Here is a 16,004-nt window from a genome sequence, read left to right on the forward strand (position 1 = left end):
GCCATGGCCATCAAGCACGCCACCTCTGGAGACCTGGTATCCACCCTGCCCTTGGGCGCGGCCCTCAAGGACACCCCCAGCCACGCCCTCGTCAAAGGGCGTGATCTGGAGGTCATCCGTCTGGTGCTGCAGGCCGGCAAAGCCATGCCCCCACACGATGTCTCAGGCGAAGTCACCGTGTTGTGCCTGGAGGGCCGCATAGAACTGACCGTGCCCCAGGGCGTGCGCACCATGCAGCCCGGCGACCACGTCTACCTCGATGCCAGGGAGCCTCACGGCCTGCGCGCCCTGGAAGACGCCTCTGCCCTGGTTACCATCAGCCTGGCAGGCGCCCCAGGCCAGACCGCCTCACGCTGACTCAGCCTGCTCCATGAATGTGACCCTGGACGACCTGATCCACGCCTGGCCCGCCAGCCCGCAAAACCTGCTGCAGGTCTTGCGCACCATTCAGGCCCACTTCGGCCACGTCCCGCCCCAGGCGATTGACGCCCTGGTGCAGCAATGGGGCCTGAGCTACACCGCCGTCCGCAGCGTGGTGAGCTTCTACCATTTCCTCAGCTTCGAGCCGCGCGGCCGCTACACCGTTTACCTCAGCGACAGCGTCACCGACCGCATGTTGGGCAACGAGGCCTTGCTCGCCCAACTCTGCCAACGCTTGGGCGTGACTGAAGGCGTCACCTCACCCGATGGCCGGGTGTCCGTGCACCGCACCGCCTGCACCGGCCTGTGCGACCAGGGCCCCGCCGGCCTCGTCAACGGCCGCCCGCTGGTGCAACTCACGCCCCGCCGCATCGACGAAATCGCCGACCTGATCCGGTCCGACACCCCCCTGGACGCCTGGCCCGCCGACTTCTTTGCCGTCCACAACCCCGTCTGGCGCCACAGCCTCACGCTGAGCCACCCCATCGCGCCCGGCACCGGCCTGCAGGCCATGCTCAGTCGCGGCGCCGACGGCATGCTGCACGCGCTGCAAACCGCCGGCCTGCGTGGTCGTGGCGGTGCCGGCTTTGCCACCTGGCAAAAATGGCAAGCCTGCCGCAACGCCTCCGGCCCCCGTGCCATCACCTGCAATGCCGACGAAGGCGAGCCCGGCACCTTCAAAGACCGCATGCTGCTGATGCAGTGGGCCCATGAGGTCTTCGAAGGCATGACCATCGCGGCGCTGACCGTCGGCGCCACCCAAGGCTTCCTCTACCTGCGCGGCGAATACGAATTCATCGCCCCGCACCTGCGCGAGGTGCTGGCCCAACGCCGTACCCAAGGCCTGCTCGGCGCCAATGTGGCCGGCAGCGGCCAGGCCTTCGACATCGCCCTTCACCTGGGCGCCGGCGCCTACGTCTGCGGCGAAGAGACCGCCCTGATCGAATCGGTGGAAGGCAAGCGCGGCATCCCCCGCACCCGCCCGCCCTTCCCTGTGGACCGCGGCTACCTTGGCCTGCCTACCGTCAACAACAACGTCGAAACCTTCGTGCAGGTGGCGCAGATCGCCGTGCATGGCGGCGACTGGTTTGCCGCCCAGGGCACGGCCCAATCCAAAGGCACCCGCATCCTCAGCGTCTCGGGCGACGTCACCCGCCCCGGCCTGTACGAAATCCCCTGGGGCGTGACCGTGACCGAAGTCCTGCAAGACGCTGGCGCGCACGATGTGCAAGCGGTGCTCGTCGGCGGCCCTTCCGGCAAACTGATCGACGCCAGCCAGCTGCAGCGCCAGATCAGCTTCGAAGACTTGCCCACCGGCGGCGCCTTCACCGTCTTCAACCACCAGCGCGACATGCTGGATGTGGCCCGCCAGTACACGCACTTCTTCGCCCACGAATCCTGCGGCTTCTGCACGCCCTGCCGCGTCGGCTGCGTGCAACTGGTGGACACCGCCGACCGCCTGATGAGCGGCCACGCCAGCGCACACGACCTGGATCGCCTGCGCGACACCGGCGCCCTCATGCAACGCCTGAGCCACTGCGGCCTGGGCCAGACCGCCGCCCACCCCCTGCTCGACGTGCTCGCCCATTTCCCCGAACAGGTCGAGCGCCGCCTGGTGCCCAGCCTGCACGCCTTCGATCTGGACGCCGCCTGCGTCGACATGGCCCACCTGCCCACCGCCGCCCCTCACCGCACGGAAAGCCCCGCATGAGCGCGCCCCAGACACCCACGCCCTCCGCCATGCCCGAGGACTCGACCGTGACCACGCCCCAGGCCGCGCCCGAGACCTTCCTGCTCGATGGCCGCCCCATCCCCTTCCAACCCGGCCAGACCCTGATGCAGGCCGCCCAAGCTGCAGGCGTCTACATCCCGCACCTGTGCCACCACGCCGACTTCGACCCCATCGGCAGCTGCAAGGTCTGCAGCGTGCGCATCCAGGGCCGCACCGTGGCCTCGTGCACCATGCCCGCCCGCGCCGGACTGGTGGTGGAATCTGAAGCGCCCGACCTCCAGCACGACCGCCAGCGCCTCACCCAGATGCTGTTCGCCGAAGGCCAGCACCACTGCCCCTTCTGCGAGAAAAGCGGCGCCTGCCACCTGCAAGCCGTGGCCTACCACCTCGGCATGCAAGACACCCACTTCGTGCACACCGCCCCGCACCCAGACGTCGACGCCACCCACCCTGACGTCTGGCTGGACCGCAGCCGCTGCATCCTGTGCGAGTTGTGCGTGCGCGCCAGCCGTGAGGTCGATGGCAAAAACGTCTTCGCCATCGGCGGGCGCGGCGCCCACACCACCTTGCTCGTCAACAGCCCCAGTGGCCAGTTGCACGACAGCGACGTGGCCGTCACCGACCGCGCCATGCACGTCTGCCCTGTGGGCGCTCTGATGCCCAAGCGCCAGGGCTTCGTCATCCCCATCGGCCAGCGCCCTTACGACGCCGCCGACATCGCCCAGCGCCCGGAGGACAGCTGATGAGCACCGCCGCACCGCAGAAGAAGATACGCATCGCCACCTGCTCCCTGGCCGGCTGCTTTGGCTGCCACATGTCCTTCCTCGACGTGGACGAAGCCCTGGCCGACCTCATCGAGCACATCGAGTTCGACCGCAGCCCGCTCACCGACATCAAGCACGTCAGCACCGAAGGCGTGGACATCGGCCTGATCGAAGGTGGCCTGTGCAACAAGGAAAACGTCGAGGTGCTGCGCGAATTCCGCGCCCGCTGCACCACCCTGGTCGCCGTGGGCGCCTGCGCCATGTACGGTGGCGTGCCCGCGCTGCGCAACGGTATCCCCGTGTCTGAGCTCGTGGCCGAGGCCTACCTGGGCAACGATCTACACAACCCCCAGGTCCCCTGCGACCCCGAGCTGCCCCCCTTGCTCAACAAGGTGCTACCCCTGCACGAAGTCGTGCCCATCGACGTGACCCTGGCCGGCTGCCCGCCCCCGGCCGCCGCCTTCCGCGAACTGATCCTGGCCGCGCTGGCCCAACGCGCCGCCGAGATCCCCCGCACCGACCGCCATTTCGACTGAGCCACCATGCCCCACCCGCTTGAAACCGCCGCCGACCCGGCCAGCCTGAACCGCGTGGTCATCGAGCCCGTGAGCCGCGTCGAAGGCCACGGCAAGGTCACGCTGCTGCTCGACGACAACCGCAAAGTTCACCAAGCACGCCTGCACATCGTCGAGTTCCGCGGCTTCGAGCGCTTCATCCAGGGCCGCCCCTATTGGGAAGTGCCCACCCTCGTGCAACGCCTGTGCGGCATCTGCCCGGTCAGCCACCTGCTGGCCGCCAGCAAGGCCTGCGACGCCTTCGTGATCGGCACCGGCCGCATCACCCCCACCGTCGAGAAACTGCGCCGACTGCTGCACTTCGCACAGGTGCTGCAGTCCAACGCCCTGCACTTCTTCCACCTTGCCTCGCCCGACCTGCTGTTTGGCTTTGACGACGCCGTGGCCCACCGCAACATCGTCGGCGTGCTGCAAGACGAGCGCGAACTCGGCCTGCAAGGCATCCGCATGCGCAAGTACGGGCAAGAGATCATCCGCCTGCTCACCGGCAAGCGCGTGCACGGCACCGGCTCGGTCCCCGGCGGCTTCAACAAGCCCCTGTCCATGGCCGACCGCGACCTGATGCGCGCCGACATCGACCAGATCATCACCTGGTGCGAAGGGGCGCTGCAACTCGCCCGCGACCTCTTCCTGCGAGGCCAGGCCGCACAAGGCCGCTTCGCCAACTTCGATTCCGGCTTCATGTCCCTGGTGCGCCCCGATGGCGCCGCCGATCTCTACGACGGCACCCTGCGCGTGAAAGACGCCCAGGGCCAACTCATCGTCGATCAGGTCGATGTGCACGACTACCAGCAGCTCATCGTCGAAGAGGTCAAGCCCTGGACCTATATGAAGTTCCCGCACCTGCGCGCGCTCGGCCCCGAGCACGGCTGGTACCGCGTTGGCCCCCTGGCCCGCATCAACAACGCCACCCACCTCGACACCCCACGCGCTGAAGCCGCCCGCGCCGAGTTCATCGCCTGGGGCAATGGCCGCCCCGTCACCGCCTCGCTGGCCCAGCACTGGGCCCGCATGATCGACACCCTGCACTGCGCCGAAGGCATCGCCCGCCTGCTCAACGACCCCGACATCACCGGCACCGACCTGATGGCCACCGGCACCCCGCTGCGTGAAGGCATCGGTGTCATCGAAGCACCACGCGGCACCCTGCTGCACCACTACCGCATTGGCGACAACGACCTCGTCGAGTACGCCAACCTCATCGTCTCGACCACGCACAACAACACGGCCATGAACGAAGCCGTGCGCAGCGTCGCCGCCGAGTACTTCGATGGTCGCGAGGTCACCGAAGGCCTGCTCAACCACATCGAAGTCGCCATCCGCGCCTACGACCCCTGCCTGTCGTGCGCCACGCATGCGGTCGGCAAGATGCCCTTGCGCATCGAAGTGGTCGAGGCCGACGGGCAGCTCGCCGATGTGCTGCTCAAGCACGAAGACGGCACGCTGGAGCGCCCCCTGGCTCACGCCACACTCGCCGATCGCACGCCCGCCAACTGGCCTCCGCTCGACGCATGACTGCCCGCAGTCTGATCAACTGCGAAGCGCCCCTACCGGCCGACTGGGCCCGCACGCTCGTGATCGCCGTGGGCAACCCCAGTCGGGGGGACGATGCGGTCGGCCCGCTGCTCGCCGATCGTTTGACGTCCTGGCTGAGCAACGAGGCACGAACACCGGATGGCAGCGCCCCGCACGACGTTGCGGTCATATGCGACCAGCAGTTGATGGTGGAGCACGCCTACGACCTGCGCGACCGCGATCGCGTGCTGTTCATCGACGCTGCAGCCAAACAAGGCGAGCCGGTGCAATGGCAACCCATCGAGGCCAGCGCCAGCGGCCCGACCCTCAGCAGCCACCAATGCACGCCCAGCCAGTTGCTACACCTGTGCGCCCACACGCTGCAGATCCCAGCGCCCCCAGCCTGGCTGCTGTCCCTGCACGGCGAAGGCTTCGAGCTGGGCGCGCCGGTGTCGGCGGCCATGCAAGCAGCCATGGCTCAAGCCTGGGACGAGATCCTCGCCTGGGTCGCCACGCCAGAGGTGAATGGACAGCCCGTCCGCCCAGCCGCCGCGCCTCACCATGCATGAAGCCTCCCTGGCCATCGAGGTCATCGCCCTGCTGGAGCGACAGCGCAGCACGCTCTCACGCATCACCCGCATCGTGCTCGACATCGGCGCCCTGGGTTGTGTCGATGACGACGCGCTGCGCACCGCCTTGCTCGCGGCTTTGCCCGGCACCCTGGCCGAAGGCGCGACCATTGAGATGCATACCATACCGGCACAGGCGCGCTGCCTGCAATGCGCCACCGTATACGAACCACCCGATCGCATCGAGCCCTGCCCGCACTGCGGCTCGGCCCGCAAACAATGGTTGAGCGGGCAGTCCCTCACGCTGCGCAGCGTGGAAGGTGAATCGTGTAGGGCCTAAACGTCAACGATCGCTGTCCTCGTCTTCACAGGGTTCGAACTGGCCCGTTTCCGGGTTCCGCACGTAGGCGGCACCGGCAGGGTCGTCCAGCAGGTCGATGAACGCGTCGTCCAGGTTGAGGACTACGCCCAAAGAAACATAGGCCAGATTCTCGGCCTCGCCCATGTAGTCTTCAGACTCGTCGTTGGCCGTGATGCGCCAGCCACTGTCCTCCTCATCATCCGGCTCCTCGCGATAGAGATAGCCAACGGGACAGCCATCATCGAGCACGCGGCGGGTGACGAAGCAGCGCCGGGCGTAGCGCTCGACCAGGCCCGCCTCTTCATCGTCCAGTTGGGTGTTGATGATGTGGCAGCCCTCGAAGGCCACCTGGTCGTTGTGCTTCAGGTCGGTGATGTAGCGGGGCTGGTTGTCCAGGCGTCCTATGAAGTGGCCCAGCGGCAGGACCTCGTCCACGACCACCCACATGCGCTCGGCTGCCGGTGCGTCGGGATCGTTGCTGTCAAAGCGGAAAATGAGCTTGACACAGTCTCCTGGCGCGAGACGGGCAATCACCTCTTGAGACGGCTTATAGAAGGTGTACCGGTACTGAGCTGCCAGTTCCTCGGCATTGTCCAGGTGCCAGGTTTGCATGGGGAGATCCTTGGATGGTATCGGGTTGATCGAGACGACGGGGGAGGCGTCGACTTACGCCAGCCCACGTAGGATGTCGAGGCGGTTGGCCGGCGCATCGGGCGCGAAGAAGTTGGGCAGGGTCTGCGGCGTCCGTCGAGGGCGGCTCAGGAATGCCACGGGCCACTCCGTGATGCGCTCCTGCCGGACGTGAACAAAGCATCCGTCCTCGGGTTCATCGATGTACTCGCGCTGAAGCACCAGGGCCAGCGGCGCCTCCGCACCGGCGGTTCGGTCAGCAAAGTCGAGCGCCTCAGCATGGCTGGCGAACGCGTAAAAATAGTCGCTGCCATCACAGAGATCTGGCGCACCCTGCTCGGGGTGACACCAGACGCGGTATTCGAGCACCTCGTCCCATACATAGCCACCGCCCGCGCAAGCATGTGGCGGGTACTCGCCAACGCGGGCGGGATCCAAAACGGCCGGAAGCGTCATGTCCTTAAGTCCCCTCAAGTCTCGTCGTCATGCCAACTCCTGCCACGCCCTCGCCACACCAGCCAACCGACGCCCCAGCTGAGCGGCAGGGTGACCAGCAGGGACACCGCCCATGCCAGCGACGCAAAGGGGTCGACATGGCCCAGTTCCCAGGCCGCCAGCACCTGGAAAACGAGTGAGCTGAACAAGGCCAACCCGACCGTAGCCCAGCCGGTTCTGCGCCGGCGGAGGTTCGCCACCCACGCGATGCCGGCAGTGACCACAAAGAGCACAATCAATCCCATGGCACTGTCCTTTCCCGTCAGTCCATCACTGGCAAAGCACTGCCGCTTACTCGCTACCCAGTCGCCGGTCAATCTCTGAGGCGATCCGTCCCATCGATAGCCAGACCGCGTCAGTGGGAGAGAAAGGTAAGGCTGGCTCAACGATTCCGAAAGGCTGCAAACCCGACAGGAGACTTTTCTTCCCATCAGAAGGAAGGATACCAACATGGGCACGCTCATTCAGGAACGATGGGATGCTCAACGTCCCCATGCTGGCAATGAGCGACAAGGGAGGCATATCGCCGCTGTTGCCACGCCAACGGGACACTGAAAACAAGGGATCCAGACTGCCTCCGAGGTCCTTGAAACCCACAATGACGAGCGCAGCACGGTGCCCACTTGGCAAGTCCAGCAGCAAAGCAGTCCCTGTGGGCAAATCTGTGCGCACCACCTTCCCTGCCTCTGGCTTGAGCTTCACGGGTCGAACCTGCGGTTGTGGCGATCTCAGTCGGGCCTCCAGTCGCTGCAGCACGGCCCTGCGTGCAGGCAGGTCCGCAGGCGCCTCCTCGGCCCAGATCGACAGATCCCCACCCGACTCGAGCAACGCCAGTGCAGCGGACCTGACGTCTTCGGTTAGCCGGCCATACTTCCACGCCGTCTCGGCCAGCGAGAAGTAAACACCGCAAGCTATCTGGCGGTTCTCCAGCGCCAATCCCCGTCTGTGCAACACCTGGTCGGCCGCCTCGGGTCCAGAGAGCCCCACCTTGAGCGCTTCAAGGTATTCATCGCGAACTTCACAGGCGATGTCATCCGAATACAGGTCTACGCCCCACGTTCCCATGGCATCGTCCTTTCAGCTGGGCTTGCCGCACCATCATAGTGATGACGAGCGGGGTCAACGCGAAGATCAGGCGGGGGAAATGCTCAATAGGCCCGATGTGCCGACAGATCGGTTGGCTGGTCCGAGATCATTGTCAGGTGAAGGCTGAACTCGGTCATTGAGACCTCAAGGCCGAATGGCAGCGATTGGTCATCACCGGCCATTCGATTGGCGAAGACACGACTGACCGGTTCGCATGCAGTTGCAGTCGGTCGGTTGGTCCTGACAAGCCAGATCCCTCGAAGAATGGGGTTATGTGGGCCTTCGGTTCACCCTCCCTGCTAGACTAATAAGCTATGCGTCGTTGGCTTTCCATCCTCCTCGTTTTCTGCGTGTGCTGGCAGTCGCTGGCCCATGCGGGGCTGGGCGTGTGGGCGGCCGAGGGCGAGGAAGTGGTGCATGCGTTGCTTCACTTTGACGGCTCTGCGCATCACCACGACGTCCATGACGACCACGATGCGGGGTTTCATCAGGATGATTCCGACGAATCAACAGAGCATGTGATGAGCGATGCATGCCTGTCCGCGCCGGCCTTGCTGACTGCCGCCGTTTTGCCGGTTCTGCGCGTCGGTTCGGCGCCACCGGTCATCGCTCATCCCACCGAGCCGCCGCAGCCCTTCTTGAGCGGCCCAGAGCGACCTCCGCAATCACTCACCTGACACCGCCGTGTTGCGCGGGGCTGACCCCTGCGCGTTTGGTTTGAGCGGTAGCGACCCGATGTCCGGCTGAATGCCGGCGGGGCCGCACCACACTTCTGTCAGGATGATCGTGAATTCATCTCCATGGTTCACCCCATGGCGCCTTGCCTGCATGCTTGCAGGCAGCGCGCTGGTTGGCGCTGCACAGGCTGCGCCACCTGTTCCCCCGGTTTCGGCGACCTCGTCCCCGGCCACTTCCTCCTCCGTTGCCCAGCGTTTGACCATGGCGCAAGCCCTCGCTGCGGCGTGGGATCGTTCCCTGGCGTCCGCCGAAGCGACGGGCCGTCAACGTCAGGTGCTGGCCGAGCAAGGCTTGGCCGACGCTTGGCTGGCTGCGGCGCCCTCGCTGGCACTGTCCCGACGCGAGGGTCGCGGTTCTGCGGCCGCAGGCGCGCGCGAGACCGAGCTGGGCATCGCCTTGCCGCTGTGGCGCCCGGGTCAACGCAAGCTCAACGCCCAAGTGGCGCAAGCCGAGTCCGACTGGGCGGGTGCCTCGGAACGCGCCGCGCGCCTGCAGCTGGCCACGCGCCTGCGGGAGCAGGCCGCCCAACTCCAGCAGGCCGAGGCCAGTGCTTTGCAGGCGGCCCAACAGCGCAAGACCTTGGAAGCGCTCAGTGCCGATGTCGAGCGGCGTGTCCGGGCGGGCGATTTGGCTCCCACCGACGCTATGGCTGCCCAGGCCGAGATGCTCGCTGCTCGCAGTCTGGCGCTTGAGGCCGAACGGGCCTTGGCCGCACAGCGCAGCGCCTGGACCCTGTTGACCGGATGGACCGCGCTGCCTGAGCCCGAGGCGCTATCTCCGCGCGACGATACGGCCCAGAGTGCATCACTTGAGGCACACCCTGAAGCACAGTTGGCCGCCGCAGCGGTAGCGCGTGCCCAGCAACGGGTGGCTCAGGTGCAAGCCCAACGTGGGGCCGCGCCCGAACTCGGCATGGGCATGCGCCAGGAGCAGCCCGGCTCGGGGCAGCCCCGGCAAAGCAGCGTCGCCCTGTCCGTGAGCGTGCCATTTGGCACGGATCCCCACAACGCGCCCCGGTTGGCCACAGCCTTGGCTGACCTGGACCGCGCGCAGATGGCCCTTCAACGCATGCACCAGCAGCTTGAAGCGGAGCAAGCCTTGGCACGCGGACATGTGAGCGCGGCCACCGACCAAGCCGCAGCGGAAGCCGAGCGTGCACGCCTGTTGCGCGAGCGCGCCCGGCTGTTGACTCGGTCCTTTCAGGCCGGTGAATCGTCCCTGCCAGAACTCCTGCGTGCCCTGTCGTCCGCCGCACAGGCCGACGCAGCTGCTGCACGTCAACACGCCGCCCTGGTCCAAGCCCTGGCCCGCCTCCAACATGCCCTTGGACAACTGCCATGAGCCGCATTGATTTCACCCCTATGAGCCGACTCAACCTCCTCACTCCCTTGCGCCAGATCGTGCTGGCCTTGGTCTTCAGCCTCGGTACCAACGTGACGCTGGCTGCCCCGGGCGCTCACGGCCCCAATGGCGAACACCTCGACGGTCCACCAGCGACCAGCACCGCCACCTCCACCGTACCGAAGATGGAAGCCCAATCCGAGCTGTTCGAGCTGGTCGCGCGCCTCAGTGGTGGCGAGTTGTCCATCCTGATCGACCGCTTCGCGACCAACGAACCTGTCTTGAAAGCCGACGTCGAGGTCGAGTCCGGCGCGCTGAAAGCGAAGGCGAAGTTCCACCCCGACCTGGGCGACTACGCGGTGGACGACCCGGCGATGCTGAAGCTGCTGTCCCAACCCGGCGAGCATGCCGTTGTCGTCACCGTGGTGGCGGGCGATGACAGCGACTTGCTGGATGCCGTGCTCCGTGTCGGGGCTGGCCAGGCCCAGGCCGCCACTCAGGCGCATGACCACGGGCACGAACACGGTGCGGACGACCACCCCGCCCACGATGACGCCCATGCCGGCACCGCTTGGCGCTGGGCCGCCGGGGGCGTGCTCGTGCTGGGGCTGGGCGTGATCGCCGCGTGGCGCTGGCGCCAACGCGCGGCAGACACCGCCCACGCTGAAACCAACAAGGGAGACGCCGCATGAACCCGATTCAGATATGTCAACGCATGCACCTCCAGTTGCGCACCCTGACAACACTGTTCGTCCTGAGCTTGAGCCTGCACGCCGCTCACGCCGGGCCGGGCGCCCATGGCCCCAACGGCGAACACCTGGATCAGGCTGCGGCGCCGAACACATCCGGCTTGAGCCGACTGCCCGATGGCAGCGTCCACATTCCGAAGATCGCGCAACGCCGCATGGGCTTGCGCACCCTCATCGCACCGGAAACCGATGCCGCTGTGACGGTGCAACTGCCCGGTCGGGTGGTGGCCGATCCGAACGCCAGCGGCCTGGTGCAGTCGATGCACGGCGGTCGCATCGAGGCCGGTCCGCAAGGCTTGCCCGTGGCGGGCCAGGCCGTGCGTCAAGGCGACGTGCTGGCCTGGGTACGCCACCATGCCGAGCCGTTCGCGCTGGCCGCCCAGCAGGCGCAACGCAGCGAACTGCGTGCCGCCCGTGAACTGGCCGAGCAGCGACTCAAGCGCCTGGAATCTCTGGAAGGCTCGGTGCCACGCAAGGACATCGACGCCGCGCGCATCGAGGCCCAGTCGCTGGCTGAGCGGGAACGCGGCATCGGCGCCAGCCTGGCCGCACGCGAGGCCTTGCGGGCGCCTGTCTCCGGGGTCATCGCGCGCGCCGACCTGAAGGTGGGGCAGGTGGTCGAGCCTCGGGAGGTGCTGATCGAGGTGGTCGATCCGACGCGCATGCTGGTCGAAGCCACCACCCCCGATGTCCAATTGGCCAGTCAGCTCGCCCAGGCCAACCTGCTGGGCCAAGCCGATGTGCAACTGCAGCTCGTCGGGGCGGCCCGCTCGCTGCGCGATGGGGTGCTGCCACTGACCTTCAAGGTGCGAACCCGTGGCGATGCCGTGCTGGCCGTGGGGCAGCCCGTGACCGTGGTGGCGGCGCTCAAGCGTCAGCGCAAGGGCATCGTGTTGCCGGCCGAAGCCGTGGTGCGCAGCCCAGCCAATGAGTCCGTGGTGTGGATCAAGGTGGGCGCTGAGCGCTATGTGCCGCAGCCCGTGCAGGTTCAGCCGCTGGACGCCCACACCGTGCTGGTGACCCAGGGCTTGGCGGCGGACAACCGCGTCGTGGTCCGAGGTGCGGCGCTCGTCGCACAGATCCGCTGAGGAGCGCGGCATGTTCAACTGGATCGTTCGATACAGCCTGCACAACCGGCTCTTCGTGCTGGCCTTTGCCGCCCTGCTGCTGGTCTATGGCGGGATGACCGCCTGGCGCACGCCGGTCGATGTCTTCCCCGACCTCAACAAGCCCCTGGTCACGGTGCTGACCGAGTCGGGCGGCATGGCGCCGGAAGAGGTGGAGCAACTGGTCACCTTTCCCATCGAGACCGCGCTCAATGGCATGCCGGGGGTGACCCGGGTGCGCTCGACTTCGGGCGTGGGCCTGTCCATCGTCTACGCCGAGTTCGACTGGGGCACCGACATCTACCGCAACCGCCAGCTCGTCGCCGAGCGCCTGGCCCAGCTGCGTGGGCAATTGCCCGACGAGATCACACCAGTGATGGGGCCGGTGTCGTCCATCATGGGGGAGGTCATGCTGATCGCCTTGCCGCTGGACGGGGCCAAGGACGCGGCCACGCCCATGCAGGCGCGTGAGTACGCCGACTTCGTGCTCAGGCCGCGGCTGCTGGCCATCCCCGGGGTGTCGCAGGTGATCCCCATTGGGGGCGATGTGCGCCAGCTGCGCGTCGAGCCGGACCCGAGCCGCATGGCTCAGTTCGGCATCTCGCTGACGCAGATCGAGCAAGCGCTGCAAGGTTTTGCCAGCAACGCCGGGGGCGGCTTCATCGACCTCAACAGCCGCGAGTACCTGATCCGCCACCTGGGCCGCACCAACCGGGTCGATGACCTGCAAGGCGTGGCCGTGGCCTGGAAGGATGGGCGACCGGTGCAGCTCAGCCAGGTTGCCGAGGTGCGCTTTGCGCCGGGCCTCAAGCGCGGGGATGCGGGCTACAAGGGCCAGCCTGCCGTCATCGTCAGCGTGCAGAAGCAGCCTGCGGGCGACACCGTGCGACTGACCCGCCAGATCGAGCAGGCGCTCGATGAACTGAAGGCGGGCATGCCCAAAGGCTTGTCCGCGCCCCAGGTGCTGTTCCGTCAGGCGGACTTCATCCAGGCCTCCATCGGCAACGTGACCGAGGCCTTGCGCGACGGCGCCATCATGGTGGCCATCGTGCTGTTTGCCTTCCTGCTGTCGGCACGTACCACGCTCATCTCGCTGGTCGCCATCCCCTTGTCACTGGCCGTCACCGCGCTGGTCTTCAGGCTGCTGGACCAGTCCATCAACGTGATGACCCTGGGCGGCCTGGCGATCGCGATTGGCGAACTGGTCGATGACGCGGTGGTGGATGTGGAGAACATCCTGCGCCGCCTCAAGGACAACAGCCTGCTGCCCCAGCCCCGCCCCGTGCTGGAGGTGGTGCGCCAGGCCAGCGTCGAGGTGCGCTCGGGCATCGTCTACGCCACGGTCATCGTCGTGCTGGTGTTCGTGCCGCTGTTTGCCCTGCCGGGCATCGAAGGTCGACTGTTCTCGCCCCTGGGCATTGCCTACATCGTCTCCATCCTGGCGTCGATGCTGGTGTCGATGACGGTGACGCCGGTGCTGTGCAGCCAGTTGCTGCCCCGCATGAAGCAACTCGGCCATGGCGACAGCCCGCTGGTCGCTCGTCTCAAGCGCTGGGATGCCAAGCTGCTGACCTGGTCCTTTCCGCGCGCCCGGCTGCTGATCGGCGCAGCGGTCCTGGCCGTGGCGGCGGCCGCGGCCTCGGTGCCGTTCTTCCCGCGGGCTTTCCTGCCGGCCTTCAATGAGGGCTCTCTGGTGCTGTCCCTGATGTTCAACCCGGGCACCTCGCTGGCCGAGGCCAACCGCATGGGCGCCCTGGCCGAGAAGCTGATTGGCGAAGTGCCGAGTGTGACCCAGGTGGGCCGGCGCACCGGCCGGGCCGAGCTGGACGAGCATGCCGAAGGGGTGCACTCGGCCGAGATCGACGTGGACCTGCGTCGCGAGGGCCCGCCCGTGGACCGCGAGGCCGTGATGGCCCAGATCCGCGCGCAGCTGTCCGTGCTGCCTGCGCAGGTCGCCATCGGCCAGCCCATCTCGCACCGGCTGGACCACCTGCTGTCGGGCGTGCGGGCCCAGATCGCCGTCAAGATCTACGGGGACGACACCGACACGCTGCGGGGCCTGGCCGAGCAGATGCGCCAGAACCTCTCGGGCGTGAAGGGGTTGGTGGACCTGACGGTGGAAAAGCAGGTGCTGATCCCGCAGGTGATGGTCCGCCTCGACCCGCAGCGCCTGGCCCAGACCGGGCTGGCACCCGGCGAGGCCATCCGCATCCTCAAGGCCTTGACCGATGGGGCGCATGGCGCGCAGATCGTGGACGGCTCGCGCCGCTACGAGCTGGTGCTGAGACTGCCCGACGACAAGCGAGGTCCGCTGGACCTGGCCCGCACGCTGGTGGACACGCCAGCGGGCCGCCTGCCGGTATCCAGCTTCGCCACCGTCGAAGAGGCCGATGGCCCCAACCAGATCGGCCGGGAAAACGGCCGCCGGCGCATCGTGGTCTATGCCAACACCGATGGGTCGGACATGGGGCGCGTCATCGCCGACATCCGCCAGGTCATTGCGAAGACCTCTTTGCCCACCGGCAGCTTCATCAGCCTGGAAGGCCAGTTCCAGGCCCAGGAGCAGGCCACCCAACTGATCCTCGGGCTGTCGCTGGTGTCGCTGGCGATGATGTTCCTGGTGCTGTACTCACGCTATCGCTCGGCAGTTCTAGCGGGTGTCATCATGGCCAACATCCCGTTGGCGCTCATTGGCAGTGTCGTGGCCATGTGGATCGCCGGGGTGAGCCTGTCGGTGGCAGCCATGGTGGGCTTCATCACACTGACCGGCATCGCCACGCGCAACGGCATCCTCAAGATCAGCCACTACATCAACCTGTGCCGATTGGAAGGTGAGACCTTCAGCCAGGCCATGATCGTGCGGGGTTCGCTGGAGCGCCTGACCCCGGTGCTGATGACCGCCCTGGTCGCGGCTTTTGCGTTGACGCCGCTGCTGCTGGCGGGCGACGCACCGGGCAAGGAGATCCTGCACCCGGTGGCGGTGGTGATCTTCGGGGGGCTGATCAGCTCGACCTTGCTGGACACGCTGCTCACGCCCGTGCTGTTCTGGCTGCTGGGGCGTGAGGCCACCGAGCGTCTGCTGGCCGAAGCCCATGCGGAAGCGCAAAGCCACACCCCCGCCGAGGCCAGAGCACCAGAAGCCTTCTGATCTGACACCATGGGCCTGGCGGTGCCGCCCTCAAGCGCACCGCGCCTTGCATGGAGATGCAACGATGACAACCAAGCAACTGATCCAGATCGCCGCCCTGACCTTGTGCGCGCTGAGCCTGAACCCTGCGATGGCGCATGGCGCTGGCAAGGCTCGCCATGGGGGCGTGGTGCAGGTGGCCCATGACGTGAACTTCGAGCTGGTGGCCACGGCCGATGGCGTGATCATCTACCTGGTGGACCACGACCAGCCCATGCCGTCCAAAGGCATCGCGGGCAAGCTGACCGTCTTACAAGGTGGCAAGAAAACGGAAGCGGACCTCAAGGAAGCTGGAGACAACCAGCTCAAGGCCACTGGCGTGACGGTGAGCAAGGGGGCCAAGGTCGTGGCCGTGCTCAACAACGTCGAAGGCAAGACCGTGACGGTGCGCTTCTCGGTCAAGTGAGCCCGGCATGACTCAGCCATCCCATCCGCTGCTGCCCACACGTCGGCCGGCAATCCGGGGCGGCGTGCTGGCCCTGCTGGCAGCCCTGCTTTTCGGGGCCAGCACGCCTCTGGTTCAACGCTGGGGCGCGGGCCTGGGGCCGTTCACCACCGCCGCCTTGTTGTATGGCGGGGCGGCCGTGATGGGAGCCCTGCTGCGCCAGCCGGCTGCGCGCGAAGCGAGGTTGCAGCGCAGCGATGGGGTGCGTCTGATCTGGGTGGCCCTCTTCGGGGCGGTGCTGGGGCCTGTGGCCTTGGCCTGGGGGCTGCAGCACACCAGCGGCACCGGGGC

The 16,004-nt window shown here is 67.0% G+C and carries 18 protein-coding genes; 14 read left to right on the forward strand and 4 right to left on the reverse strand.

The features are described 5' to 3' along the window. The first annotated feature begins 3 nt into the window (after nt 1-3). The 7 genes from WIT60_RS10830 to WIT60_RS10860 are packed head-to-tail and all read left to right on the forward strand — an operon-like array spanning nt 4 to nt 5,915. The gene (locus WIT60_RS10830) at nt 4-357 is read left to right on the forward strand and encodes a cupin domain-containing protein (RefSeq protein ID WP_339583938.1); all 354 of its coding nucleotides are present in this window, start codon (nt 4-6) and stop codon (nt 355-357) included. A 13-nt stretch (nt 358-370) separates the two neighbouring features. Beyond that, nucleotides 371-2,131 carry an NAD(P)H-dependent oxidoreductase subunit E gene (locus WIT60_RS10835; RefSeq protein ID WP_339583939.1) on the forward strand — a complete coding sequence of 587 codons (1,761 nt, stop codon included), beginning with the start codon at nt 371-373 and terminating at the stop codon, nt 2,129-2,131. After that, nucleotides 2,128-2,895, forward strand: a complete 768-nt coding sequence (locus WIT60_RS10840) for a 2Fe-2S iron-sulfur cluster-binding protein (RefSeq protein ID WP_339583940.1) — start codon at nt 2,128-2,130, stop codon at nt 2,893-2,895. Before WIT60_RS10835 ends, WIT60_RS10840 begins: the two co-directional genes overlap by 4 nt. After that, nucleotides 2,895-3,452, forward strand: a complete 558-nt coding sequence (locus WIT60_RS10845; RefSeq protein WP_339583941.1) for an NADH-quinone oxidoreductase subunit B family protein — start codon at nt 2,895-2,897, stop codon at nt 3,450-3,452. Before WIT60_RS10840 ends, WIT60_RS10845 begins: the two co-directional genes overlap by 1 nt. Nucleotides 3,453-3,458: 6 nt before the next feature. After that, a complete protein-coding gene (locus tag WIT60_RS10850) occupies nt 3,459-5,006 on the forward strand; it encodes a Ni/Fe hydrogenase subunit alpha (RefSeq protein WP_339583942.1) in 1,548 nt (515 codons plus the stop codon). Beyond that, the gene (locus tag WIT60_RS10855; RefSeq protein ID WP_339583943.1) at nt 5,003-5,575 is read left to right on the forward strand and encodes a hydrogenase maturation protease; all 573 of its coding nucleotides are present in this window, start codon (nt 5,003-5,005) and stop codon (nt 5,573-5,575) included. Before WIT60_RS10850 ends, WIT60_RS10855 begins: the two co-directional genes overlap by 4 nt. Continuing rightward, nucleotides 5,568-5,915, forward strand: a complete 348-nt coding sequence (locus WIT60_RS10860) for a hydrogenase maturation nickel metallochaperone HypA/HybF (protein ID WP_339583944.1) — start codon at nt 5,568-5,570, stop codon at nt 5,913-5,915. Before WIT60_RS10855 ends, WIT60_RS10860 begins: the two co-directional genes overlap by 8 nt. A 3-nt stretch (nt 5,916-5,918) precedes the next feature. Here WIT60_RS10860 and WIT60_RS10865 read toward each other — a convergent pair whose 3' ends face one another. From WIT60_RS10865 to WIT60_RS10880, 4 genes are read right to left on the reverse strand one after another with little or no spacing between them, the layout of a single operon-like run. Continuing rightward, on the reverse strand, nt 5,919-6,548 hold the full coding sequence (locus tag WIT60_RS10865; protein ID WP_339583945.1) for an immunity protein Imm33 domain-containing protein: 630 nt from the start codon (nt 6,546-6,548) through the stop codon (nt 5,919-5,921). Between the two features lie 54 nt (nt 6,549-6,602). Next, complete coding sequence (locus WIT60_RS10870) at nt 6,603-7,022, reverse strand: GCN5 family acetyltransferase (protein WP_339583946.1); 420 nt, start codon at nt 7,020-7,022, stop codon at nt 6,603-6,605. A gap of 14 nt (nt 7,023-7,036) precedes the next feature. Continuing rightward, nucleotides 7,037-7,306 carry a hypothetical protein gene (locus WIT60_RS10875; protein ID WP_339583947.1) on the reverse strand — a complete coding sequence of 90 codons (270 nt, stop codon included), beginning with the start codon at nt 7,304-7,306 and terminating at the stop codon, nt 7,037-7,039. Between the two features lie 46 nt (nt 7,307-7,352). Further along, complete coding sequence (locus WIT60_RS10880) at nt 7,353-8,126, reverse strand: hypothetical protein (protein ID WP_339583948.1); 774 nt, start codon at nt 8,124-8,126, stop codon at nt 7,353-7,355. 335 nt (nt 8,127-8,461) lie between these two features. On the opposite strand from WIT60_RS10880, the gene WIT60_RS10885 reads away from it, so the two are divergent. The 7 genes from WIT60_RS10885 to WIT60_RS10915 all read left to right on the forward strand — a co-directional run. Further along, the gene (locus WIT60_RS10885; RefSeq protein ID WP_339583792.1) at nt 8,462-8,824 is read left to right on the forward strand and encodes a hypothetical protein; all 363 of its coding nucleotides are present in this window, start codon (nt 8,462-8,464) and stop codon (nt 8,822-8,824) included. A 262-nt stretch (nt 8,825-9,086) separates the two neighbouring features. Continuing rightward, a complete protein-coding gene (locus tag WIT60_RS10890) occupies nt 9,087-10,226 on the forward strand; it encodes a TolC family protein (protein ID WP_339583791.1) in 1,140 nt (379 codons plus the stop codon). Next, nucleotides 10,223-10,918 (forward strand): hypothetical protein, encoded by a 696-nt coding sequence (locus WIT60_RS10895; RefSeq protein ID WP_339583790.1) that lies wholly within the window; start codon nt 10,223-10,225, stop codon nt 10,916-10,918. The genes WIT60_RS10890 and WIT60_RS10895 overlap by 4 nt, the downstream gene beginning before the upstream one ends. Nucleotides 10,919-10,941: 23 nt before the next feature. Continuing rightward, nucleotides 10,942-12,063 carry an efflux RND transporter periplasmic adaptor subunit gene (locus WIT60_RS10900; RefSeq protein WP_339583949.1) on the forward strand — a complete coding sequence of 374 codons (1,122 nt, stop codon included), beginning with the start codon at nt 10,942-10,944 and terminating at the stop codon, nt 12,061-12,063. Between the two features lie 10 nt (nt 12,064-12,073). Beyond that, nucleotides 12,074-15,229, forward strand: coding sequence for an efflux RND transporter permease subunit (locus WIT60_RS10905; RefSeq protein ID WP_339583789.1), 3,156 nt, complete (start codon nt 12,074-12,076; stop codon nt 15,227-15,229). A gap of 64 nt (nt 15,230-15,293) precedes the next feature. Then, entirely contained in the window at nt 15,294-15,674 is a 381-nt protein-coding gene (locus WIT60_RS10910) for a hypothetical protein (RefSeq protein ID WP_339583788.1), read from the forward strand. 7 nt (nt 15,675-15,681) lie between these two features. Continuing rightward, a partial coding sequence (locus WIT60_RS10915; protein ID WP_339583787.1) for an EamA family transporter occupies nt 15,682-16,004 on the forward strand: 323 nt, incomplete at its 3' end.

Origin of the sequence: Aquabacterium sp. G14, from assembly GCF_037482285.1 — a bacterium.
Classification (GTDB): domain Bacteria; phylum Pseudomonadota; class Gammaproteobacteria; order Burkholderiales; family Burkholderiaceae_C; genus Aquabacterium.